At 40.5% G+C, this 23,260-nt stretch carries 17 protein-coding genes; 14 read left to right on the top strand and 3 right to left on the bottom strand.

All coding sequences use genetic code 11. The features are described 5' to 3' along the window. Nucleotides 1-858, bottom strand: a complete 858-nt coding sequence (locus R2Q66_RS07015) for a hypothetical protein (RefSeq protein ID WP_316747299.1) — start codon at nt 856-858, stop codon at nt 1-3. Between the two features lie 320 nt (nt 859-1,178). Here R2Q66_RS07015 and R2Q66_RS07010 point away from each other — a divergent pair, with 320 nt between their 5' ends. The 12 genes from R2Q66_RS07010 to R2Q66_RS06955 all read left to right on the top strand — a co-directional run bounded on the left by R2Q66_RS07010 (nt 1,179) and on the right by R2Q66_RS06955 (nt 18,405). Beyond that, nucleotides 1,179-2,507 (top strand): cytochrome ubiquinol oxidase subunit I, encoded by a 1,329-nt coding sequence (locus tag R2Q66_RS07010; protein WP_316747298.1) that lies wholly within the window; start codon nt 1,179-1,181, stop codon nt 2,505-2,507. Between the two features lie 4 nt (nt 2,508-2,511). Beyond that, on the top strand, nt 2,512-3,531 hold the full coding sequence (locus R2Q66_RS07005; protein ID WP_316747297.1) for a cytochrome d ubiquinol oxidase subunit II: 1,020 nt from the start codon (nt 2,512-2,514) through the stop codon (nt 3,529-3,531). 250 nt (nt 3,532-3,781) lie between these two features. Then, on the top strand, nt 3,782-4,186 hold the full coding sequence (locus R2Q66_RS07000; protein ID WP_316747296.1) for a hypothetical protein: 405 nt from the start codon (nt 3,782-3,784) through the stop codon (nt 4,184-4,186). Between the two features lie 311 nt (nt 4,187-4,497). Beyond that, entirely contained in the window at nt 4,498-5,388 is an 891-nt protein-coding gene (locus tag R2Q66_RS06995) for a hypothetical protein (protein WP_316747295.1), read from the top strand. A 72-nt stretch (nt 5,389-5,460) separates the two neighbouring features. After that, a complete protein-coding gene (locus tag R2Q66_RS06990; protein ID WP_316747294.1) occupies nt 5,461-8,382 on the top strand; it encodes a beta-sandwich domain-containing protein in 2,922 nt (973 codons plus the stop codon). An 89-nt stretch (nt 8,383-8,471) separates the two neighbouring features. Beyond that, complete coding sequence (locus R2Q66_RS06985; protein ID WP_316747293.1) at nt 8,472-8,726, top strand: hypothetical protein; 255 nt, start codon at nt 8,472-8,474, stop codon at nt 8,724-8,726. Nucleotides 8,727-8,763: 37 nt separating this feature from the next. Further along, nucleotides 8,764-9,339, top strand: coding sequence for an RNA polymerase sigma-70 factor (locus R2Q66_RS06980; RefSeq protein ID WP_316747292.1), 576 nt, complete (start codon nt 8,764-8,766; stop codon nt 9,337-9,339). Between the two features lie 87 nt (nt 9,340-9,426). Then, on the top strand, nt 9,427-10,626 hold the full coding sequence (locus tag R2Q66_RS06975) for a FecR family protein (protein ID WP_316747291.1): 1,200 nt from the start codon (nt 9,427-9,429) through the stop codon (nt 10,624-10,626). A gap of 247 nt (nt 10,627-10,873) precedes the next feature. Beyond that, complete coding sequence (locus tag R2Q66_RS06970) at nt 10,874-14,524, top strand: SusC/RagA family TonB-linked outer membrane protein (RefSeq protein WP_316747290.1); 3,651 nt, start codon at nt 10,874-10,876, stop codon at nt 14,522-14,524. An 18-nt stretch (nt 14,525-14,542) separates the two neighbouring features. Then, entirely contained in the window at nt 14,543-15,988 is a 1,446-nt protein-coding gene (locus R2Q66_RS06965) for a RagB/SusD family nutrient uptake outer membrane protein (RefSeq protein ID WP_316747289.1), read from the top strand. 37 nt (nt 15,989-16,025) lie between these two features. Then, nucleotides 16,026-17,246: a thioredoxin family protein gene (locus R2Q66_RS06960; RefSeq protein ID WP_316747288.1), complete on the top strand. Its 1,221-nt coding sequence runs from the start codon at nt 16,026-16,028 to the stop codon at nt 17,244-17,246. Nucleotides 17,247-17,277: 31 nt separating this feature from the next. Further along, nucleotides 17,278-18,405, top strand: a complete 1,128-nt coding sequence (locus tag R2Q66_RS06955) for a TlpA disulfide reductase family protein (protein ID WP_316747287.1) — start codon at nt 17,278-17,280, stop codon at nt 18,403-18,405. Between the two features lie 390 nt (nt 18,406-18,795). Here R2Q66_RS06955 and R2Q66_RS06950 read toward each other — a convergent pair whose 3' ends face one another. Further along, nucleotides 18,796-19,122: a DUF3276 family protein gene (locus tag R2Q66_RS06950; RefSeq protein ID WP_316747286.1), complete on the bottom strand. Its 327-nt coding sequence runs from the start codon at nt 19,120-19,122 to the stop codon at nt 18,796-18,798. A 128-nt stretch (nt 19,123-19,250) separates the two neighbouring features. Further along, entirely contained in the window at nt 19,251-21,050 is a 1,800-nt protein-coding gene (locus R2Q66_RS06945; protein ID WP_316747285.1) for an ABC transporter ATP-binding protein, read from the bottom strand. Between the two features lie 113 nt (nt 21,051-21,163). On the opposite strand from R2Q66_RS06945, the gene R2Q66_RS06940 reads away from it, so the two are divergent. Then, nucleotides 21,164-22,252: a Glu/Leu/Phe/Val dehydrogenase gene (locus R2Q66_RS06940; RefSeq protein ID WP_316747284.1), complete on the top strand. Its 1,089-nt coding sequence runs from the start codon at nt 21,164-21,166 to the stop codon at nt 22,250-22,252. A 55-nt stretch (nt 22,253-22,307) separates the two neighbouring features. Then, nucleotides 22,308-23,255: a transcription antitermination factor NusB gene (gene nusB / locus R2Q66_RS06935; protein WP_316747283.1), complete on the top strand. Its 948-nt coding sequence runs from the start codon at nt 22,308-22,310 to the stop codon at nt 23,253-23,255. Nucleotides 23,256-23,260: the final 5 nt, after the last annotated feature.

Genomic DNA, 23,260 nt, shown 5'->3' with positions numbered 1-23,260 from the left:
TTAATCAATCGGCTTAATCGTTTTGTAGGTAATTTTCATTGTTTTTATACTGCTTCCTTGTTTCACTACCAGGCTTGACGGATAGTTATTGCTGTTGTATTCGTAAGTATAAGTGCTTCCGCTTGTATTGAGGGGTAGATAATCAATGCGCAAGGGGTTAGTTTTAGGAAAAAAGATTCTGGGATGTTGTAGTGGTAAATGTGTCAGGAATAACAATTGAACATGGGGTATGTGCTGGTAAATTCCTGCTTTTGTGTCGTAAACAGCGCTCATCGTAGTTGTTTTGTTATTATTGGTCACAGTAGTACTAATGACATTTCCTAAGTCATCATAGCTGATACTTTCTTCTTCGGAAAACTTATTGTAGATGTCGTATTTTTTTAGCTGGTTAATCCGTTTTTTCTCATCGTAACCAATGGTCCGTGATCCCTGGGTATTGTATTTATGATCAAACAGAAATATCTTGTGAATCTGCCCTTCTATATTGGTTTTGTAATCGATAATCTGTTGAATGTTGTTGTTCTTGTACTGTTCATATTTTGCAGGAGTACCATCGGGATGGTAAAGGAATTTTGTCTGGTTACCATCGGATTGAATGATTTCGGTAAGCCGCGTAGTTTCTCCTTCATATTTGAATTCAATATTTAGCTCAGCAGAACTGATTCGGGAAGGAACCATCATGACTTTTGGTGTCGGAACAGGTTTTTCCGGATCCTTAACATTTTCTTTGTCTTTTGCCGGATTTGCCGGCGTCTGTTTGTTTTTCTGACAGCCATTGCTGAGTAAAACCAGGCATAGCACAACCAGGTAAAGTGGTTGCAGGCGTGTGCGAGGAAAGGAAGTAGTCTTTCTGTTCATATAATTTGGATTGATGAAAGTCTAACTTAGGTTTAATTATCTTACAATGGTGATAATTGTAATTAATAATTAAATAAAAATTATATTATTTTGTTTTTAGGTTTTTATTATAGAATATAGCGGTGTTTGTTTAATTATTGTTTAATCTTGTTATTGTTGTGCTGAGGTGAAACAAGGCCTGGAACCTATGGAGATTTTGCAGGTTAGTTTTTTACACTGGTATGTTTAATTAATCCGTTAAAGGTATGTTCTACACTCAATATGCTTAACTTAGCAAGCATAGATTCCTTTTATCCATTACCGTTTATTAATAAATTAATATGGACGATTTTTTAGCTGCCCGCCTTCAGATGGCCTTCTCCTTAGGCTTTCATATTGTTTTCGCCTGTATAGGCATGGTGATGCCATTTTTCATGTCGCTGGCACATTTTTACTGGCTCAAAACCGGGAAAACTGTTTACCGGGACGTCACAAAAGCCTGGAGTGCAGGAGTCGCAATTTTCTTTGCTACAGGGGCTGTTTCGGGAACCGTATTGTCATTTGAGCTTGGCTTGCTCTGGCCAAAATTTATGGAACACGCAGGACCAATATTTGGAATGCCTTTCTCTTTAGAGGGAACGGCATTTTTTATTGAAGCAATTGCGCTTGGTTTTTACCTCTACGGTTGGAATAAACTGAACCCCTGGTTTCACTGGGCAACAGGGGTAGTGGTCGGGATTAGTGGATTGTTATCCGGAATTCTGGTGGTGGCAGCAAATGCCTGGATGAACAGCCCGGCTGGATTTGATTTTATAGACGGGCAATACCTGAATATAGACCCGGTTAAAGCAATGTTTAATGATGCCTGGTTTTCTCAGGCCCTACATATGACGGTAGCTGCATTTGTATCTACCGGATTTGCGGTTGCAGGTATTCATGCCCTCATGATTCTGAAAGGGAAGAATATCGCTTTCCACAGTACGGCATTTAAAATCGCCGCTATATTTGCTACTGTTGCAGCCTGTTTACAGCCTTTAAGCGGAGATATCTCCGCAAAAGATGTAGCGAAGCGTCAGCCGGCAAAACTGGCTGCTATGGAGGCTCATTTTCATACCGAAAGAAATGCGCCGCTGATTATTGGAGGTATCCCGGATACGGCGAGGAAAACAGTAGATTATGCCATCAGGATACCCGGTTTGCTTAGTTTTATGACTACTGGTGATTTTAATGGAGAAGTGAAAGGTCTGGATAGCATTCCTAAGGAAGACCAGCCTCCGGTTGCGGTAACGCATTATGCTTTTCAGATTATGGTAGGTTTGGGCATGGCTATGGTTGGACTGGCATTGTTGTATTTTCTTGCTTTATGGAAGAAGACAAACTGGCTCAAAAGTAATTGGTTGCTCAAGTTATTTGTATTGGCCACACCGATGGGCTTTATAGCTTTGGAAGCCGGCTGGACGGTGACGGAAGTTGGCCGACAACCCTGGATCATCCATGGTGTGATGCGTACTGCTGATGCCGTTACCCCGATGCCTGGAATTGCCTATTCTTTTTACCTCTTTACAGGGGTATATATTTCTCTGGCAGTTATTGTGATCTTGTTGCTGTATCGCCAGATTACCATGGTTGGTAAAATTTACGATTCCTCATCCAAAGTTCCTAAAAGCTAATATTATGATATACGTTGTGATTACTTTTCTATGGACCGCTATTCTGCTTTACATTTTATTAGGCGGTGCTGATTTTGGAGCAGGTATTATTGAGTTGTTTACTTCGGAAAAGAATAAGGATAGAACCCGGAAAACCATGTATGAAGCGATTGGCCCTATCTGGGAAGCGAATCACATGTGGCTGATTATTGCAGTGGTGATTCTTTTTGTAGGCTTTCCTAAAATATATACCACGGTATCTATATATCTTCATATCCCGCTGGTAGGGATGCTACTGGGGATTATTGCCAGAGGTACAGCTTTTGTATTCAGAAACTACGATGCCGTAGAGGATGATATGCAGAAAGTGTATACGCCGATTTTTGTGTATTCCAGTCTGATCACTCCATTTTTTCTGGGGATAATTGCAGCGAGTGCGGTGTCTGGAAGGATAGACCCACAGGCAAATGATTTTCTTTCTGCCTATGTTTTTAGCTGGTTGAACTGGTTTTCGGTTGCCGTTGGTATTTTCACGGTCAGCATTTGCGGTTTTTTAGCAACCATCTTTATCATCGGTCAGACTAGGGTAGAAAACGATAGACTTCATTTTATCAGAAAAGCAAAAAGCACCATTTTTGTCGTAATGTTTTGTGGTGCATTGGTCTTCCTTGCCGCTTATTTTGAGAAAATACCTTTGTTTAGCTGGATCTTTGGGGATACGCCGGGGTTAATCGCCATCATTGCCGCCAGTATTTCTTTAGTGGTCATGTTCTTTATATTAGACAAAGATAAGACTGTTCTGGTCAGGCTACTGGCAGGTTTTCAGGTGACGATGATTTTGTTTGCTGCTACTTACAGCCATTTTCCTGATATTCTTTTAATGAAAAATGGAGAGAATCTCTCTTTGCTAACGCACCAGGGACAAGCAAAAACCATAGATTCCTTAGGCTATGCTTTATTGATTGGCAGTATTTTTATCTTACCGGCTTTAGTGTATCTGATTTACATCTTCCAAAAGAAAAAAGAGGTAGATCCGGATCATTAATGAAGAAGGAAATACTATTTTTTAGCCTTTTGGTTTTACAATAAATGCCCTGATGATTAAAAAAATGATGATCAATCCCATCAACATAATCATGATTTCTGACATTCCTACTTTTACTCCTTGTATGTTCATGGTTTCAATTTTTTTTAAGGTATAAAATAAAACTGCTAAAACGGCTGTTTTTAGAATTCATCAAACAATTTGGCTCTTCATTAGCTTTTAAAGAGGAAGATTCTTTAAAATAGAAATTATGGATAGATTAATTATGGAGTCCGTATTAGCAGATGTAAACGGCTTTAATTTAACAAAGGATAATCGTGCCGGGTATACCAGCGCGCTGCTTATGGGCTTTAATGAGGACCGTCTGACTCAGGTTGGCCATGTTTTTTCTGAATTAAAAGGAATGGTTCAGGAGGAAGGGATTGAGCTATTGATATGTAAAACTATGGTACATGGGATTTATGATCTGGAGATTTGTACCACTGTTTTAGATGAGCCGGTTCGGATCAGTAATAAAGCAATCAGTCAGGAAATGATTGGAGAAATAGAAAAGCATGTGGGTGCTGAAGCTAAAGTATTGCTTGGTGTGGATGGTTTAGGAGTAGAAGACTGGCTGGAAATAGGTAGTCTCACGATTAAAAAATGTGAAGGCTAGCATTCAAAAAGACGAAGATTAACTTCGAAAAATGCCAGGCTTAGTTTTTTAGTCAGGATTTTGTATGTAACAAATTAAGAGAAGTATTCTATACAGGATGTATTTTATGTTTAATTCGCGTTGCTTTTTGTACACCGAAAAGTTGTAGATTTAATAAAATCAGGTGTGTAACACAACGGGATACCTAAAATGATGTGATTCAAGGGGGAAATGGGCAAGTAGGGAAATTTAGCAGATAGATTAAACCTAAACCATTTTCCAAAGTCTCAAACATATCAACTGAATATACGACCTCTTTAATTTGAACCATTATGAAAATGAAACTCTCCAAACTAAGTCTTTCTTCCTTATTATTTCTGGCATTTAGTTCCGCTGGATATGCTCAGAAATTACCAGATGTACAATCGAGTGGTGTATATGCACCGACAGGAATTAGAGCAGACGGAAAAAATACGGAATGGAATGATAGTTTTCAGGCCCTGAACAAGAGAACAAATATCTATTATACAATGGCAAACGACGACAATAACTTGTATGTCGCCATTAAATCTACCGACCCGGCCAATAACACGAAGATACTGGCGGGTGGGATTACACTTTCCATCAACCCTGATGGTAAGAAAAAAGAAAAAGAGAGTATTACTTTAACCTATCCTATTGTAAACAGAGCAATGAGACCTGGTGGTGGACAGGGTGGAGGCCGTAGAGCGTCGATGATGGGTGGTGCGGTTACCGTAACCACTACAATCAGCGCGTCAGGCGGGGCACAGCAAGCCAGTAAATTACAAAGAGATTCGATGATGGCCGAAATGCAGAAAAAGCAATTGGCACAGGTAAAGGAGATTAAGATCAGTGGTTTCAAAAACACTACAGATACCTTGATATCTATATATAATGAATATGGGATTAAAGCGGTAGCTAATATCGCTAAAGACAACTCTTTATTCTACGAGATTGCTATTCCATTAACCGCATTGGGCCTTTCTAAAGACAGCAGTACCGAATTTGCCTATAACATTAAGCTGAATGGTTTACAGATGCAAGGATTTGATGGCGGCGGCGGTGGTGGCGGCATGACGATGAGAGGCGGCGGAGGTGGTGGCTTTGGTCCACGTGGCGGTGGCGGCGGAGGTAACTTCGACTTTCAGGCTCTGATCAGTCCTACAGATTTCTGGGGTAAATATACCCTGGTAAAAAAATAAAGGCTAAAGAGGAACCCGTACCCGCTTTCAGCTTCACACAAAGACACACACAAACGAACCAATAACAGTCTCATGAACCATTTCTTCAAGGTTACAGCCCTCCGGCTGCAGCAAGTCCCGCGTATCCGATATTCTGCCCGGGCATTAAAAAAAACACTCCTTTTATTCGGCTTGATTTTAAGTTCAGCATACGGCTTTGCTCAGAATCCAGGTAAACAAACGCCACCACCACCACTTCCAACACGGGAAATCAGTGGTATTGTAAAAGACTCTACTGATCTTGGGGTAATTGGAGCTACGGTAAGTCTTACTTCGGATAAGGATACCTTGAAAACCAGTACCAATGCGGATGGAATTTTTATCTTCAAAAATGTAAAGTCGGCAACGTATACCCTGATGGTTCAGAGTATCGGGTATAATCCTACTAAGCCTGTTCGTTATAAACAGAACGATGCGATCCCTAGAATTGTGATGGATCCGATTACGCTGAAGGAAGAGAAAAACCAGCTGAATGAGGTGGTGATCAATGGAACACCTTCCATTACTTATAAAACAGATACTGTGGAGTATAGGGCCAGCGATTATATCGTGAGGAAGAATGCTACGGTAGATGAATTGCTGAAGAAAATGGAAGGAATGGAAGTTGGAACCGATGGGACATTAGTTCACCAGGGAACAGCGGTGACTAAGGCCAAGTTGAATGGTAAGGAATACCTTGGCGGAGATATCGCCAATGCGATTAAGAACCTTCCCGCAGAGATTGTCGATAAAATACAGATGGTAGATGATTATGGAGACCAGGCTGCAAGAACCGGTGTAAAAGATGGCGACCCGGAAAAGATTTTAAATATCACTACACGGACGGATAAGTCGGTGGGGAATATGCTGAATGTCAATGTGGCCGCAGGAAATAATAAAAGATTTGAAAGTGGCGTTTTCGGCACCAGAATTAACGGAAACCAGATTATCGGGGTAAACGGAAGCTTCAATAATACCATTAATGGTGTTGCTTCCAGCGGAGATAATGGTGGAAATAGTGGCGGTGGCGGAAGAGGTGGAAACAACAACTCCGGCGGCGGAAGTAGTGGTAGTGGCGGAACAACCCAGGTAGGGAATGGTTCATTAAGTTACCGTGATAAAGTCAGTAAGAAGGTTTCTGTGAATTTAAACTATGGTTTTAACTCCAGGGATGTGAATTCTCTTACAGAAAGTACGGCAAAAAGATATGCTGTAATTGATACTAATAAACAAAAAGGACCGATAGATAATGTCACCTATGAAGTGGCGAAAAGGATGAGTGATAACAAGACTCAAGGCCATAATGTTAGACTGGAAGTAGAAGTAGAGCTGGATAGCAGTAATTTTTTAAGAGTCATCCCTACGATCCGGACCAACTCTACGACAAGTAACCGTTTGGATACTGTTTTTCAGGATGGTTACAACCACAGGGATGAATTTAGCAGGAATTTCAGTAAGAATACGGCGCCTCAATTAGGTGCATCGGTATTCTATCAGCATATTTTCAAAAAACCAAGAAGAAATGTTTCCATGCAGGTAGACCTGAATAGTAATGATCAGGAGATTGAGCAGATTCAGGATGCAAAATATATTTTTTATGGGGATGTTGCCGAAACTCAACGTACCGACTCCTTAGTGAACCGTATCATTGCCCGTAAGAATTTACAGAGCAATTATAGGGGGAGTCTGACCTATGTGGAACCTTTATCACTCAATACTCAACTGGAATTTAATGCCCAGGTAAATTACAATGGTTACGATAATAACGCGACGACCAGAAATATTGGCGCTGACGGCTATCTGGCTGTCATCGATTCCCTGAGCAATATTTACGATTATTCCTTTACTCAGGGACGTATCGCAATGAACTATCGCTATGGCCTGGATAGAATGTCTAAAGTAAGGTTCTCTGTCGGATTAACCGCTGTGCCTGCTGTTTTATCGGGAACTAAAGCGAGTTTAGGAACTACGACGCATAGAAATAGTTTCAATATCATCCCAATCGCGCGGTTTGAATACATGTGGTCGAGACAACATAAAATGCAGATCAACTATGCAGGAAATGCAGTAGAGCCAACATTTGATCAGATCCAGCCGGTTAGAGATGTAACGAATCCACAAAGTCCGGTGATTGGTAATCCGAATCTGTTAGCTTCATTTACCCATACGCTGAATGCCAATTACAATAATTATATCGCCAATTCCAGATTAAATTATTCCCTGAATGTTAGGGGTACAATGACGGATAATGCGGTAATCAGGAATGTGCAGCAGATCAGAACGGTGCTTCCAAGTGGTGCGTTTAACGTAATCAATGAAACCAGATTTTTAAACACCAACGGGGTCTATAATGTTAACGCCAATTATTCCATCAATAAACAATTGAGCGATAGAAAATATAATCTCGCTTTGAGTGGTTCATTTAACTATGATCACCGTATATCTATGACCAATGGCTTGAAAAATACAACTAACGTGATGACCACAATGGAACGTTTTGGTCCAAGGATAAACCCAACGGAATGGTTCGAAATTAACCCGAATGTTTCTTATACCAATACACGCTCTACAAATAGTCTGGTAACAGCCGCCAACAGCAATTACAATACGCTGGCATTGAACGTAGATGGTCGGGTTTATTTATGGGAGAGTTATTTGTTCGGCTATAGCGCAAGTAAGAATTATGTGAGAGGATTGAGCGCCAACGTGACAGCCAACCCTTTTGTAGTCAATATGTATGTGGAGAAGGAATTTTTTGACCGTAGAGGGAAGGTTACTTTACAAGCGTTCGATATACTAAACCAGAATAATTTTGTGACCCAGGAGATTTCAGGGACGGATGTAATCGATACAAAATCGAATGCACTGAGCAGGTATTTTATGGTGAGGTTGACGATGAGGTTGCAGAAATGGTCCGGTGCGCAAGGGAAAGGTGGAAGAGGAATTATGAGAAGGGGTGATGGAAGTTTCATGTAACAAAATTTTGAATCTGTTCGAAGGCTGGAAAATTTGCCCGGAAGAGGGCAAACGTTCCTATGCCTTTTCTCAGACTCAAAGAATTTTGTTTGGGGGGCAAGAAAATTAAAAAGGGAAAAGTAAGAGAAAGGAAGAGAAAGGGAAGAGGGAAAGGAAGAGAAAGGGAAAGTAAGAGAAAGGGAAACGAGAAGAAAGAGAAAGGGAAACGAGAAGAAAGAGAAAACGAAGTATATGCATATTTAGAAAGCCCTGTTACCCGTTTGGAATTAATTCCGGCTTGTAACAGGGCTTTGTTGTTTTCGAGCCTTAGCGGTCTCTCATTAGGGTTAGGGGGCGGTATTTAACCGATAATTCTTATATTCGCCTGGGGGATACAATGAAATGCTTAATTATGAAACAATATCGGACAACGAACTTGCCGAATTGTTGAGGTCTGGGGATAGGGGAGCATTCACAGAAATTTACAACAGGTACAAGTGGTTGTTGCATAGCCATGCATTTAAATGGATGCAGGATCGGGAGGAAGCGAAAGATATTGTTCATGAGCTTTTTGCTACGTTATGGACGAAGCGGGAAAGTCTGTCTTTTCCGGATAATTTGTCGGCCTATTTGTATACGGCGGTTCGTAACCGCATCTTTAATGTCATTTCTCACCAAAAAGTAGCGTCTCAGTATTTGAATTCTCTGCAAGCTTTTATCGATGAGGAACAGGTTGCCACGGATCACCTGGTTCGGGAAAAACAAATGAACTTATTGATTGAAAAAGAAATTGCCGCCTTGCCTGTTAAGATGAGGGAAGTTTTTGAATTGAGCAGGAAAGAGCAGTTGAGTCATAAAGAAATTGCAACACAACTTACGCTTTCTGAGCAAACCGTGAGAAAACATGTACAGCATGCACTGAAAATTCTGAGAGTGAAACTGGGGCTTGTGGTTTTTTTATTCCTGATCTCACACTGATTTTATATTTCTTCATTTTTATTTACCCCATAGGCCCGGGTTGCCTGTCTGTTCTTTTGATAAGGATAAACAGCAGTCCTTCACACTATGGCGAAACTAGACGCAAAAGAGTTATTGGTCAAATATCTTTCCGGCAAATGTACGGAAGAAGAGCAGGCGCTATTGGCGCAATGGCACTTGAACAGTACCGCGGATAGGGACAACCAAATGGCGGCTTTTGATTTAACAGACTTAACCGAACAGGAACGTATCGATGATTTAGGCGAAATCTGGTCGAGATTAGAACTGGATGAGGACAAACCAAAGCTCGAAGTAGCAAAATCCCGCCGTATTCTATGGCCTTCTATTGCTGCAGCTGCTGGGATTGCAATCGCTTTAACCGCCGGAATCTTATTCTATACCACTCAATCCGCCAGGGAAGAAAAAGCCCTGTTGACACAAACGCAAAACCAACAACCGATACCTGCCGGAGGAAACAATGCCGTACTCACCCTTGATGACGGAACGCAAATCTCTTTGTCGGATGCTAAAAAAGGAACACTGGTTACAGAATCCGGGATTAGTATTTCTAAAACTAAAGAAGGACAACTGGTTTACCACCTTTCTGACGTAAATAAACCAAATACCTACAATACCATTAGTACCCCAAAAGGTGGACAATATCAGGTGGTGCTGCCAGATGGCACTAAAGTATGGCTCAATGCAGCATCTTCATTAAGGTTTCCTTTAACTTTTGATCACCTGAGAGAACGAAAGGTGGAGCTCAAAGGAGAAGCATATTTTGAAGTAGCCAAACAGTTGAAAAACAAGCAAGGCGAAAGAGTGCCATTTATCGTGCTAACCGAAAAACAACGTGTAGAAGTACTGGGTACCCATTTCAATATCAATGCTTATAAAGATGAGCTAGTAGTTAAAACTACGCTGATGGAAGGAAGCGTCAAAGTAGCTGGTCAGAAAAACACACTGTTGCTTAAACCAGGGGAGCAGGCTACCGGCGGGCAGGATCATTTGTCTTTATCAAAGGTAGATACCGAAGAAGTGATCAGCTGGAAAAGCGGTTATTTCCGCTTCAACAATACAGATTTAAAGGCCATCATGCGTCAGGCTTCGCGCTGGTACGATGTGGATGTTGTATATGAAGGTAATATTCCTCCGGTTTTATTTACCGGGGAAGTGAGCCGGCAGGTCGACGCGAATGCATTTCTGGAAATGCTGAGGTACCTGAATATCAAATTTAAAATAGAAAAGCAAACCAATACCCGCAATAGAATTGTGGTATCGCTTTAGTCAACGAATCATAAACCATAAACCAAAAAAAATGAAGAAACATTTACTACCCAAAGAATAGGCGCAGCGAGAGCTTAACCCACAAATAACCGGGAAAGTGTTGAAGCACTTCCCCGGTCGAAGATCCTGACTAATACTCGGGATCAGTGTCCGGTTAACCCATTTTTCGCTGCTTGTCCCGATACAGATCGGGACGAAAAAAACGTAGCAATAGACCTTACTATTTTTAACCCAACCTTACAAATGTATGTATTTATTTAATACTTCAAAAGGTATGGACAGGGCTCGCCTTGTGCCATATTTTAAACCATTTCAGGCTGTTTATGCAAGGATTTCCGGCATAAATACCTTAACCAGAAGACAAATTATGATGCGGATTAATTTGATCACTTTAATGATCACTATATCCTTGGTACAGGCTGCGGCGAGCACCTTTGGTCAGAGAGTAACACTGCGCGAAAAGAATGCCAGTTTACAACAAGTACTCTTATCCATCAAGAAACAAACGAATTATACCTTCCTTTACAACAGCGACCTGGTGAGGTCTGCTAAGAAAGTAAGTCTGAACCTGGAGAATGTGATGTTGGAACAAGCATTAGACGCTTGTTTTCAAGGCCAGGACCTGAGCTTTAAGATCATCGAAAATACGGTGGTTATTAAGAAGAAGGACTTCACTGTAATCGATCAGCTGAAAAGTACTTTCAAGTTTGTGACAGTGACAGGAAAAGTGATGGACGAAAAAGGTCTGCCTTTACCAGGAGCAACGGTACAGGTAAAAGACACAAAGAAAACTGTGATTACCAATGGTAACGGAGCGTTTGAGCTTCCTGCTGTTGATGAGAAAGGGACGTTGATTGTATCTTTTATCGGCTATAAACCTAAAGAAGTTCCGGTAAGTCAGGGCAGCCCCTTCAATATTACTTTAGAGGTTAATACGGGACAGTTGTCAGAGATATCGATTGTCTCGACCGGTTACCAGAATATCCCTAAAGAACGTGCAGCGGGTTCTATCGTTACGATCAACGCGGATAAAGACCTGAAAGGTAAAATGCAAACCAATATTCTGGATAGAATCGAAGGATTGTCTGCTGGTTTGACGAGTTATAGCTCAGAAGGTAAAACACAATATCAGATTCGTGGTGTTTCTTCCTTGAATGCAGAAGTAAAACCGCTTATTGTAGTGGATGGTGCCCCTTTTGAAGGTGATATCCAATCCATCAATCCATCAGATGTGGAATCTGTTAACATTCTTAAAGATGCAACAGCCGCTTCTATTTATGGAGCGCGCTCTGCAAATGGCGTGATTGTGATCAACATGCGCAAAGGGAAAAAAGGCCCGGTAAGGATTAATTACAATGGAACGGCGAAACTTACCCCGCTACCTAACCGTGATTATGCAAATAAAATGAGCAGCTCGGAGTTGGTAGATTTCCAAAGAGAGATGTTCAATCTTAAATCTCTTTCTTATGCAGGAATAGATCCCCGTAAGTCTTTGAATGATGTTTTTAGACTGCTGTATGATGCAAAGAACAAAGCTGATGTGACTAAAGTATGGAATGATGCTGATGAAGCTCAATTACAAACGGCACTGGATTTTTATAGAAACAACGATAGATATGATCAGGTAGTAGACGAATTTATTCGTAAAACAGCCATCGTACAACAACATAATTTATCGATGTCGGGTGGTTCAGATTTCTATACTTATAACCTGAGTGGAAATTACATGAACAATAATCCTTATGAGCGCGAGCAAAGCAACACACGCGTTGGCTTTAACCTGAACAATAGCTTTAATTTCACCAAATGGTTAAAGGTAAATGTGGGCATCCTGAGTAGTTCATTTAAAGAAGATTACGACAACGGTGTGAGTGGTGTTGGTATGTTAAATACTGGTAAATCTTCTTATTTCATGTTAAGAGATAAGAATGGAAATCCGGTGAACTGGCCAAATTCAAAATCTCCGTTGGAGATTGACCGTTTAAATGCATTGGGTTTACAGAATGAATATTATGCGCCTGTAAATGAGATGGGCAGTAAACATTATAACAACAACAGTGACTACCTGAACCTGAACTTTAATGCAAACATTAAACTGGCTGAAGGATTATCATTGAACCTGCTTTATCAGAAAGAAAGAACAGAAAATTATACGAAACAGTACCTGAGTAAAAATGCGTATGAGGTGAAGACCCTGATCAATGATGCAACGAGAATTAAACCTGATGGGAGCAAGGAATTCCTGATCCCTAATGGTGGACAAATAGATGAGACCAGAGCGGATATCAATTCACATACGCTACGTGCGCAGGTTAATTACAATAAACTGTTCGGGGATAAGCACCGTATTGATATTATTGCAGGTTCAGAACAACGTCGCATCGTTGCCACAGACACCAGATTATTCAGGTATGGGTACAATGACAACAGCTTATCTTTTGGATCAATTGACGAGGTGTCGTTATTTAAACAACAAACCGGTATGGAATCTGTTGGTGGTAGTTTCTTCTATAAAAAGAAGGACGAGTATTTTACCAATACAGAAGATCGCTATGTTTCATTTTATGGTAATGGATCATATACTTTTGATCGTAAGCTGACGGCAACGGCGAGTATCCGTATGGACCAATCGAACTTATTCGGTTCAGATCCTAAATATCAATATAAACCACTTTGGTCGACCGGCTTGTTATATGTAGTTTCAGAAAACGACAATGACTGGTTGGATCGTTTAGCCATTCGTGCAACTTATGGTATCAATGGAAACATTTCGAAAAAGGGTGGTCCATACCTGATCATGACGGATTATGCCAGCGCGAATCCGATTAACAATATGGCACAGGCAAGAATTAAAACGCCACCAAACTCTGGATTGCGCTGGGAGAAAACCAAAGTGACCAATTTTGGTCTGGACTTTAGCTTGCTAAAGGCTAAGTTTTCCGGAAGCATTGATTTTTACAATAAGAATACTACCGATCTGTTAGGCCCGATGAATACGGATCCAACCCTGGGATGGAGTTCTGTAAATATGAATTTTGCAAGTATGCGCAACCGTGGTGTAGATGTTTCATTGACGAGCAATAACATGGCTACCGCAGATTTCAAATGGAGTACTACGATGAACTTTAATTACAATAAAAACGTAATCACCAAAGTAGAAAACACAGACAATACCATTTACAGTTATGTGGATAAGGTAAATAACAGGGTAGGTAAGCCAATGAATTCACTATACAGCATCCGTTACAAAGGATTAGATGCTTTAGGCAGACCAATCGGCCTTACTAAAGATGGCAGAGAAGTGAAAAATACTTCCGAATTAACGGTTGATGATCTGGTTTATGAAGGAACCATTACGCCGCCATTTTCTGCCTCTTTAATGAACACGGTAAGTTATAAGAATTTTGACTTATTCTTCATGTTCATTTATTATGGTGGCAATAAATTGCGCGACGTAATTAGCCCATACCTGACGAAATTACCGGAGTTGAATTATACCAATAACATGGATAGAACAGCTTTAAATTACTGGAGAAAACCTGGTGATGAGTTAATTCCTGGAATGGCACCTGGTTTTTACAATGTTGCTGCGGCCGGAATTACTCAATTATGGTCGGCAGGAGATCATGGTGTTCAAAGAGGTGATTATATCAAGTTAAGAGATGTGACACTAAGCTATTCTCTGACCAATGAGTTTTTGAAAAGAAACCATGTGCAGAAATTACGCCTGAGTTTCCAGGTACAAAATGCCTGGAGATGGGCAGCAAATAAGCAGAACCTGGATCCTGAAGCCTGGTATACCACCATGCCGACCGATGCAAATGTGAACAGCAGAATCACTACAAGAGGGAATTTTATTCCGGCAAGCTATACGTTCGGACTGGCTGTTAATTTTTAATCCATTAAATAGATACAAATGAAAAAGATATTTTTTGCTTTATTGCTGACTACAGGAGTCTTTACCGGATGTAAAGATTATCTGGATATTAAGCCTAAAGGATACACTATTCCTGCGCTTTTTGAAGATTATCAAAAACTGTTAAATGACAATGCTTTAAACAACTCTTCCTCGGCTTACCCGAATTACCTGACGGATGATGTACAGGCCGGAATTGAAAAGGATGAAAGCAGTGCGACCGATTATACCTTGTTTTCTATATTAAAACGCAACCTATATAGTTTTGCACATGGGGCAATCTTAGAAAGTGGTAATGTGGACACATTTTATGAATCGGCATATTCGCGGATTTTCACTTACAATACGGTCATTAATAACGTTGAAAATGTTACGGATGGCGTACCAGCACTGAAAAAACAGTTGAAAGCAGAGGCCATGGTAGGTAGAGCATTTGAGTACCTTAATCTGGTAAACGGATATGCGGTGCATTATGATGCAGCAACGGCAGCTACAGATTTAGGTGTTCCGCTGGTTTTGGTAGAAGACATCAATAAAAAGTACATCAGAAATACGGTTGCAGAAGTGTATGCTTTTATTTTAAAGGATTTGAGAGAAGCACAGCCGAATTTGGCAACCAAGGGTGGTGATCGTTTTCGTCCTACAAAATCTGCGGTTGATGCTTTGCTAAGTAAAGTTTACCTGTATATGGGTAACTATCCGGAGGCTTTGCAAAATGCGAATGAATCATTACTTGTCAATAAAGCCTTGATGAATTACGGGGATTATGCGAGCAAAATGGGCGTTACCTATGGTAGAGTCTTTCTGGAAAGCAATAAAACTGCCTTTCCTACCCTGGATAAGAACATAGAAACGATTTGGGGTCGTCAAACCGCCACAAGTAATGGTCATGTATTTGCAGAAGTATATGCCAGTCCGGATTTGTTAAATACTTATGCAAATGATCTTCCTGCTGGTGCTGTAGATAAGCGTTTAAGCCTTTTCTTTTGCAAGGATTTCGCTCAGTTTGGTGGTAACGTGGCAAAATTTCCGGGAAGAACCATCTGGGGGCCTTATGTTGAATTTAACATGGCGATAAGTACCGCTGAATTGATGTTGATCGCTGCGGAAGCCGAAGCCAGAGTTGGTGATGCATCCATCGCTTTGAAACACCTGGATGTCCTGAGAAAATCACGTATTGTAGGTGCGACTCCATTGGCAGCTGCAACGAAACATGCTGCACTGATTATGGTGTTGGAAGAAAGAAGAAGAGAAATGCCTTTTCAGGGAATTAACCGTCTGGTAGATTTGAAACGCTTGAATAAAGATCCTGATTTTGCGAAAGCAGTGAGTCATACTTTCGGAACACAAACAGTTACATTACCGGCCAATGATCCGCGCTATGTATTGCCAATTCCTCCAAAAGTACTGGCCATAAATCCTTCGCTTCCAGTATTGGATCGCTAAATAAATTAACCTTTAATTACCCTTATAAATAGCATATATGAAATACCTAAACTTATTTCTACTGTTGCTGATCGCCACTGGCATCAAAGCGCAGGAAGGAATTAAATTTAACCAGACAACGACCTGGGCAGCCACGACCGCTAAATCTGCTGAAGAAGGCAAACTGATCTTTGTCGATTGTTATACTTCCTGGTGTGCACCCTGTAAATGGATGGATAAAAATGTATTTGTTGATCCTGCAGTAGCTGATTTTTTCAACACCCACTTTATCAATGCTAAAATTGATATGGAAAAAGGAGAAGGAATCGAGCTCCGTAAAAAATATAATGTGCAGTCGTTCCCAACTTTTCTATTTGTAAATGACAAAGGAGAAGTGATCCACAGAACGGCTTCCAAAATGACTGTTGCCGAATTTCTTGAAGAAGGAAAGATTGCCGCAGATCCAAAAAGAAACCTTTCCTTCCTGACCAGTAAGTATGAATCCGGACAAAGGGATATTCCTTTTGTACTGGATTACTTCCTGGTATTGCAGAAAACAAACCGTACTATTGGTGATCCTATCGGAAAAGATATTTCGGAGAGAATCAGCCTTGCGGAATTGAATTCTGCCTTAGGATGGAAAGCAATTAAAGCTTTAGCGAGAACAGAAAGCGATCGTTTAGGCGCGCATTTCATGGCAAACCAGGCAGCTTACGCCAGCTATGCAACGGAAGCGGAAAGAGAACAACTGAAAGACCGTTTGATCACGAGTACGATGTATGGTTACCTGTATGCTAAAGATGAAAAAGCTTTCATGGATCGTCTTTCTTATTTCAAAAACTCAGATAACTTAGCCCGTAGAAAGCAAGGTATTATGCTGGAAGCAGATTTCTACCTGGACAACAACAGGAATGCAGAGTATATTAAAATCACCAATTCAGCTTTAAAAGGCGACCTGAAAGATGATGCAGAAAAACTTAGCTTTTTGGCTAGAAGGGCAGATACTAAAGGTTCAGGAAGTCCTAAAGGAGCGTCAAAGACTAAAGGGGTTGCAAATCCTAAAATTCTGAAACAAGCTTACAAAATGGCAAAACAGGCAACCCTGCTGGATCCGGAAGAATATTCCATCCAAAGCACTTTTGCTCATGTATGTCTAAGCCTTAAAAAGAAGGAAGAAGGGTTGATTGCTGCTAAAAAAACCAGAGCACTTGCCGATGCAGAAACCTCTAAGATTCAAAAGCTGGCGCAAAACCTGCTGGATGAAATCGAATTATTGTAATCAAAAATCAAACATTAGGTAAACACACAATATGAACAATACATTAAAGATTTCGACCTTGTCACTTGGTTTAGTGACCTTGTTGAACATAGCAGGCGTAAACGCGCAACAAGCTAAAGGTTTTACCATAAAAGGAGAACTGACCGGCGTAAAAGACGGAGATAAAATTTTATTCATCCGTAGCACCGCTCAGAATACTTCAGATACACTTTCTCAAACCATAAAAGGAGGGAAGTTTGTATTAAAAGGAGTGATTAAAAATGGCGCTGAGTTTTTTAGCATCAGGATGGAAGATAAGCGTTTGAGATACAATGCGTTTTTAGATAATTCCAACATGACCTTAAAAGCGAATGCGAATGATTTTACAGAATCGGTAATTACGGGATCAGTTTCACATGAAGAACATTTGAAATATTCTGCGGCGATGAATCCTTTGTCTACCACGATGAGGGCATTGAACAAGGAATATAGCGATGCTAAAAAAGCTGGTCAGACAGATAAATTGGTGACGATTAGTCAGCAGTTTGATGAGCTGGAAGGCGAACAGTCAAAACTGACCGCAAACTTTATTAAAAACAATCCAGATTCTTATTATACGCCATACCTGATTGTTAAAGGTGATGTAGAACCAAGTACTACTTTACCACTTTACAATGCCTTATCGGCATCCGTAAAAAAGAGTACTTATGGACTACAATTGAAAGACCGTTTAGATGCTTTAGCGAAAGTAGCCATAGGTGTTAAAGCACCAAACTTCAGCGCGCAGACTCCGGAAGGAACAACCCTTTCTTTAGATGAAGTGGTGGCCAAAGGAAAATACACATTAATTGATTTCTGGGCTTCCTGGTGTGGTCCATGCAGACAGGAAAATCCAAATCTTGTAGCTGCTTATGAAAAGTTCCATGATAAAGGTTTAAATGTATTGGGTGTATCTCTGGATAAGCCAACTGCTGCTGCGGCATGGAAGAAAGCCATTGCTGATGATAAATTAAACTGGTACCAGATTTCTGATCTTCAGTACTGGCAAAGCCCAATGGTGAAACTATATGCAGTTAGAGGAATCCCTCATTCTGTTTTAGTGGATGCTAAAGGGATTATCGTAGCAAAAGACCTTAGAGGTAAAGCGCTTCATGATAAGCTTGCTGAATTGATGAAATAAACCTTCATTGCATTCAGAATAAACGTATATTTGATATAACAGCGGAAAGGCTTGTTGAACTTTAGTTTAACAAGCCTTTTTTGATTGGAGATACCGCCTGGAATATTCCTTAAAAAATTCTTAAAATTTTGGGTTTACTGTTCGGCTACTGGTTTTAGTTTAGGGAGCCTTGACCCTGTCTTGCGCCGGTGTTGGCAGGGCCTTGTAGGGCCCGGATGCCTGCAACTGCCCGGCGATGGATCTGGTAAGCAGGGCTCAATACTGAGCCATATTGGAGGACAAGCAGGAGGAATCTAATACTTTGTAGATGGTTAAGGAAATATAACCTGAATTTTAAGCATAAAAAAAGCCCCTGGTTGATGAGGGACTTTAAATTTCTTCGGTATGATATTAGTAAGGAAATTCGTCGTTACTTTTAACAGCTACGCCTTCGTGGTTCTCGGAGTATTCGTAACGTTTCTCAACCACATCCTGGTGGTTTTTAATATAATCAACAGTTTCATTTAATCCTTCTGCAAATTTCTCAAAATCTTCTTTATACAGGAAGATTTTATGCTTTACAAACACACCGTCTTCTAGTCTTTTCTTGCTTTCTGTTAAAGTAAGGTAATAGTCACCTGATCTTGTCGCTTTTACGTCGAAAAAGTACGTTCTCTTACCGGCCCTTACTTTCTTCGAAAAAACCTCTTCTCTCTCTTTGTTGTCAAATTCTCCCATGTTGGTATTAATCTTGGTTTTTGGTTCGGGTAAATATAAAGCAATAATTATTAAACTTCAAAATAGAAAATTGCACAAAAGAACTTTGTTTTACTTAAATTGGATAGTAAAGCAACGATTAACAACTGTTATAACATAGAACCGCTGTTGGTTTCCTCTTCCAGTAATTGATTTTGATACATTTCTGCATAACTCCCGTTTAATTGAAGTAATTCGGCATGTGTACCCTGTTCAATGATGTTTCCACCATCTAATACCAGGATTTTATTCGCGTTTTTTATCGTGGAAATCCGGTGAGCAATCAGGATACTGGTTTTCCCTTTCATCACACGCCCCAGATTGTTCAAAATCTCTTCTTCTGTACGGGTATCTACTGCAGATAGGCAATCGTCAAAAATCAATACTTTAGGTTCCTTAATTAAAGCACGCGCAATGGATACCCGCTGTTTTTGTCCGCCGGAAAGGGTAATTCCCCGCTCACCAAGCATGGTGTCAAACTGATGTTCGAAATGGATAATGTTCTGATAAACAGCAGCATCTTTAGAAGCCTGGATCACCGCTTCTTCGTTGACCTCGTCTAAGCCAAAGGCGATGTTGTTTTGGATCGTATCGGAGAATAAAAAGACCTCCTGCGGCACAAAGCCAAACTGACTTCTATAATGTTGTAAGTTGAGCGTATTGATCGGCTTTCCATCCATGGTGATTTTTCCCGCATCTACATCATACATGCGCATCATCAGGTTGGCGAGCGTCGATTTTCCGGAGCCTGTACGACCAATGATGGCGACAAACTGACCCTGCTCAATCTCAAAACTGATATTTTTTAAAGCCTCAATTCCGGTGTCCGGATAAGTGAAACTCACGTTCTCAAACCTGATATTGCCATTAACCGGTAGGATTTCTGCAGATCCGGAAACAATCTCCGGCTTCAGATGAAGAAACTCATTGATCCTTTTTTGAGAAGCAGAAGCACGTTGAATCAGGGTGGTTACCCAACCTAGCATCGATACCGGAAAAGTCAGCTGGTTCACATAGACAATAAATTCGGCAATGTTACCGGGCGTGATGGCCCCCTCAATCACCTGTTTTCCGCCGATGTAAACGGTTAAAATGGTGCTTAAGCCAACAAGTAATAACATGGTAGGGTAAAACAAGGCCTGAACCTTGACCAGACCCATGGCGTTATTTTTATAGCCCTGACTTTCTTCCGCAAAAACGGCTTTGGTATGGTCTTCGCGCACATAAGATTTGATCACGCGGATGCCGGAAAATCTTTCCTGTACAAAACTGCTCAACCGGGAAAGTTGCTCCTGGATCTGCTCGCTTCTTTTATTAATGATGGTGTTTACAAAATAAATGATCACCACCAGCACGGGTAGGGGTAGTAAAGAGAAAATGGCCAGGGTGCTATTCACCTGGAACATCGCATAAATGATCAGTATAAATAATACGGCGGTATTGATGGTATACATAATTGCAGGCCCAACATACATCCGCACCCGGTTTACATCTTCGGTAGCGCGGTTCATTAAATCACCGGTATTGTTTCTCCGGTAAAAACCGAGGCTGAGTTCTTGATAATGTGCGTATATCTCATTCTTCATGTCGTACTCAATATGCCTGGACATCAGGATAATGGTTTGACGCATGAAAAATAAAAATATTCCCCTCAATAGATAGAGTACCAGCACCAATAGTCCGAAATAGAAAAGACTCTGACTAAAAATATCATAGATGATGCTGCGGCGTTCAAAACCTTCGAACAGGCCGTAGATCTGTATGTTTTCTGTGATTAAATTAAAGGCATGGCCGATCACCTGTGCAGGTATTACTGCGAAGATATTGGAGATGACCACAAAAAACACCCCCGGAATAATCCACCATTTATATTTATAGAAGTATTTGTTTAAGAATCTGAGGTGCTTCATGAATTGTCAAAGTTAGCCAAATGAAGGTAATTTTTTTGAAGAGTTTGGTTAAAACTGTGTAATTAATGTTTTTTTTATGCTAGTTTTGCGACATATCTGATAAACAAAATTATATGCCTGATAATAGTTCTCTTGTGAATTCAGTTTTAGATCAGTTAAGCGCCGCAGGGCATAAAAAGGTCGTTTTTTGCAATGATCCGGATACTGGTTTAAAAGCCATTATTGCTGTTCATGACACTACATTAGGTCCGGCTTTAGGCGGAACAAGGATGTGGAGTTACGTTTCAGAGGCGGAAGCATTGGAGGATGTACTGAGATTATCCAGAGGAATGACCTATAAAGCAGCCATCACGGGCTTAAATATTGGCGGTGGTAAAGCAGTAATTATCGGGGATTCCAGAAAAGGAAAATCGGAAGCCATGATGCGCAGCTACGGCAGATTTATCAGAAACATGAATGGAGAATTCATCACAGCAGAGGATTTGGGTACCACCACTAAAGATATGGAGTATATCCGTATGGAAACCGAGCATGTGACCGGCGTTCCGGAATCTTTAGGTGGAGCAGGAGACCCGGCACCACATACGGCGAAAGGCGTATTCTTAGGCATCAAAGCCTGCGTTAAAGAGGTGTTTGGTACAGATATGCTGGCAGGGCGTTCAGTAGTAGTGCAAGGGATTGGGAATGTAGGAGAACACCTGGTAGAGCTGTTGAGAGCAGAGAATGTAGAAGTATACATCAGTGATATCAATGAGGAACGTTTGCAACATGTTGCACGTACTTATAAAGCCAAGCCTATTGCTGCGGACAAAATATTTGGAATAGACGCCGATATTTATGCGCCATGTGCCTTAGGAGCTACGGTAAATGATAAAACCATCCCTAAAATGAAATTCGCCATTATCGCGGGTTCTGCAAACAATCAGTTGGCAGATGAGCTGGTACATGGTAAGCTATTATTAGATAAGGGCATATTATTTGCTCCGGATTATCTGATCAATGCCGGTGGTTTGATCAGTTGTTATTCTGAATTGACGGGTTACGGAAAAAAACGTACCATTCAATTAACAGAGAACATATACAATGCCACGCGCGACGTGATCAGGATGTCTAAGAAAGACAATATTCCAACCATCCTGGCTGCTAATCACATCGCTGAACAAAGAATAATCGATATCAAGAAAATAAAATCATCATTTTAGTACACAAATCACAAATTAAATAACCCGGTAATTTACCACTCGTTCTTACACATTCATGTTAAACAGAAGGCACTTAAGAATTAAAGCTTTGCAAAATATTTTTGCATGGCAGATGACAGACAAGAGAGATTTAGCTTCCTCAAAGAAATCGCTAATGGAAAGTATTGACAGCGTGTACGAAATGTACATCTGGATGCTATCACTCCTTGTTGAGGTCACAGAATACACTAGCATTGATGCTATTGAAAGGTCAAATAAACATTTGCCTACTCCAGAGGATTTAAATCCTAACATGAAACTGCTCCACAATAAGTTTGCGGTAACTCTGAAAGAGAACCCTGACTTTAAGGACAATGTCAATAAATATCAGATCAACTGGATGTCTGATCCTGAATTTGTAAAAGGTATCTTCAATGCCTTAAAAACTACCCCTGAATATATCGCTTATCTTGCAGATGAAGACAATAGTTTAGAGGAATCAAAAGTTATTATCAAATTTATCTTTAGAAAGATTATTTTGAAAAGCCACAACATCATTCAGGCTTTTGAGGATAAATTTATCAACTGGTCTGTAGATAAAGAAGTGATGCAGGGTATGGTTGCGAAAACTTTAAAGAACTTTACATCTGAAGATCCACGTAAAAACAAACTGACGCCAATTAGTCAGGATTGGGAAGAGGATAAGAAATTCGTAGAAGATCTTTTCGTTTACACACTGAAAAACAACAAAGAATACCAGGAACTTATTGCCGAACGTACCAAAAACTGGGAGTCGGAAAGGATTGCATTAATGGATACTATTTTGATGAAAATGGCGATCTGTGAATTGTTAAATTTCCCTTCTATTCCGGTTAAAGTAACGATTAACGAGTACCTTGATCTATCAAAAGATTACAGTACTCCGAAAAGTAATTCGTTTATTAACGGTATCTTGGACAAAATTTTAGGTGACCTGAAAAGAACGGATAGCATCCATAAATTGGGTCGCGGACTAATCGAATAATCAAT

It is taken from the genome of Pedobacter gandavensis, from assembly GCF_032677645.1.
Lineage (GTDB): Bacteria > Bacteroidota > Bacteroidia > Sphingobacteriales > Sphingobacteriaceae > Pedobacter > Pedobacter gandavensis_A.
This window is presented reverse-complemented; position numbering and strand designations above follow the sequence as displayed.

What these genes read in the sequence shown, in the direction of transcription:
- R2Q66_RS07015 (WP_316747299.1), bottom strand. Translation starts at nt 858, where the DNA reads ATGAACAGAAAGACTACTTCCTTTCCTCGCACACGCCTGCAACCACTT.
- R2Q66_RS07010 (WP_316747298.1), top strand. Translation starts at nt 1,179, where the DNA reads ATGGACGATTTTTTAGCTGCCCGCCTTCAGATGGCCTTCTCCTTAGGC.
- R2Q66_RS07005 (WP_316747297.1), top strand. Translation starts at nt 2,512, where the DNA reads ATGATATACGTTGTGATTACTTTTCTATGGACCGCTATTCTGCTTTAC.
- R2Q66_RS07000 (WP_316747296.1), top strand. Translation starts at nt 3,782, where the DNA reads ATGGATAGATTAATTATGGAGTCCGTATTAGCAGATGTAAACGGCTTT.
- R2Q66_RS06995 (WP_316747295.1), top strand. Translation starts at nt 4,498, where the DNA reads ATGAAAATGAAACTCTCCAAACTAAGTCTTTCTTCCTTATTATTTCTG.
- R2Q66_RS06990 (WP_316747294.1), top strand. Translation starts at nt 5,461, where the DNA reads ATGAACCATTTCTTCAAGGTTACAGCCCTCCGGCTGCAGCAAGTCCCG.
- R2Q66_RS06980 (WP_316747292.1), top strand. Translation starts at nt 8,764, where the DNA reads ATGCTTAATTATGAAACAATATCGGACAACGAACTTGCCGAATTGTTG.
- R2Q66_RS06975 (WP_316747291.1), top strand. Translation starts at nt 9,427, where the DNA reads ATGGCGAAACTAGACGCAAAAGAGTTATTGGTCAAATATCTTTCCGGC.
- R2Q66_RS06970 (WP_316747290.1), top strand. Translation starts at nt 10,874, where the DNA reads ATGTATTTATTTAATACTTCAAAAGGTATGGACAGGGCTCGCCTTGTG.
- R2Q66_RS06965 (WP_316747289.1), top strand. Translation starts at nt 14,543, where the DNA reads ATGAAAAAGATATTTTTTGCTTTATTGCTGACTACAGGAGTCTTTACC.
- R2Q66_RS06960 (WP_316747288.1), top strand. Translation starts at nt 16,026, where the DNA reads ATGAAATACCTAAACTTATTTCTACTGTTGCTGATCGCCACTGGCATC.
- R2Q66_RS06955 (WP_316747287.1), top strand. Translation starts at nt 17,278, where the DNA reads ATGAACAATACATTAAAGATTTCGACCTTGTCACTTGGTTTAGTGACC.
- R2Q66_RS06950 (WP_316747286.1), bottom strand. Translation starts at nt 19,122, where the DNA reads ATGGGAGAATTTGACAACAAAGAGAGAGAAGAGGTTTTTTCGAAGAAA.
- R2Q66_RS06945 (WP_316747285.1), bottom strand. Translation starts at nt 21,050, where the DNA reads ATGAAGCACCTCAGATTCTTAAACAAATACTTCTATAAATATAAATGG.
- R2Q66_RS06940 (WP_316747284.1), top strand. Translation starts at nt 21,164, where the DNA reads ATGCCTGATAATAGTTCTCTTGTGAATTCAGTTTTAGATCAGTTAAGC.
- nusB (WP_316747283.1), top strand. Translation starts at nt 22,308, where the DNA reads ATGTTAAACAGAAGGCACTTAAGAATTAAAGCTTTGCAAAATATTTTT.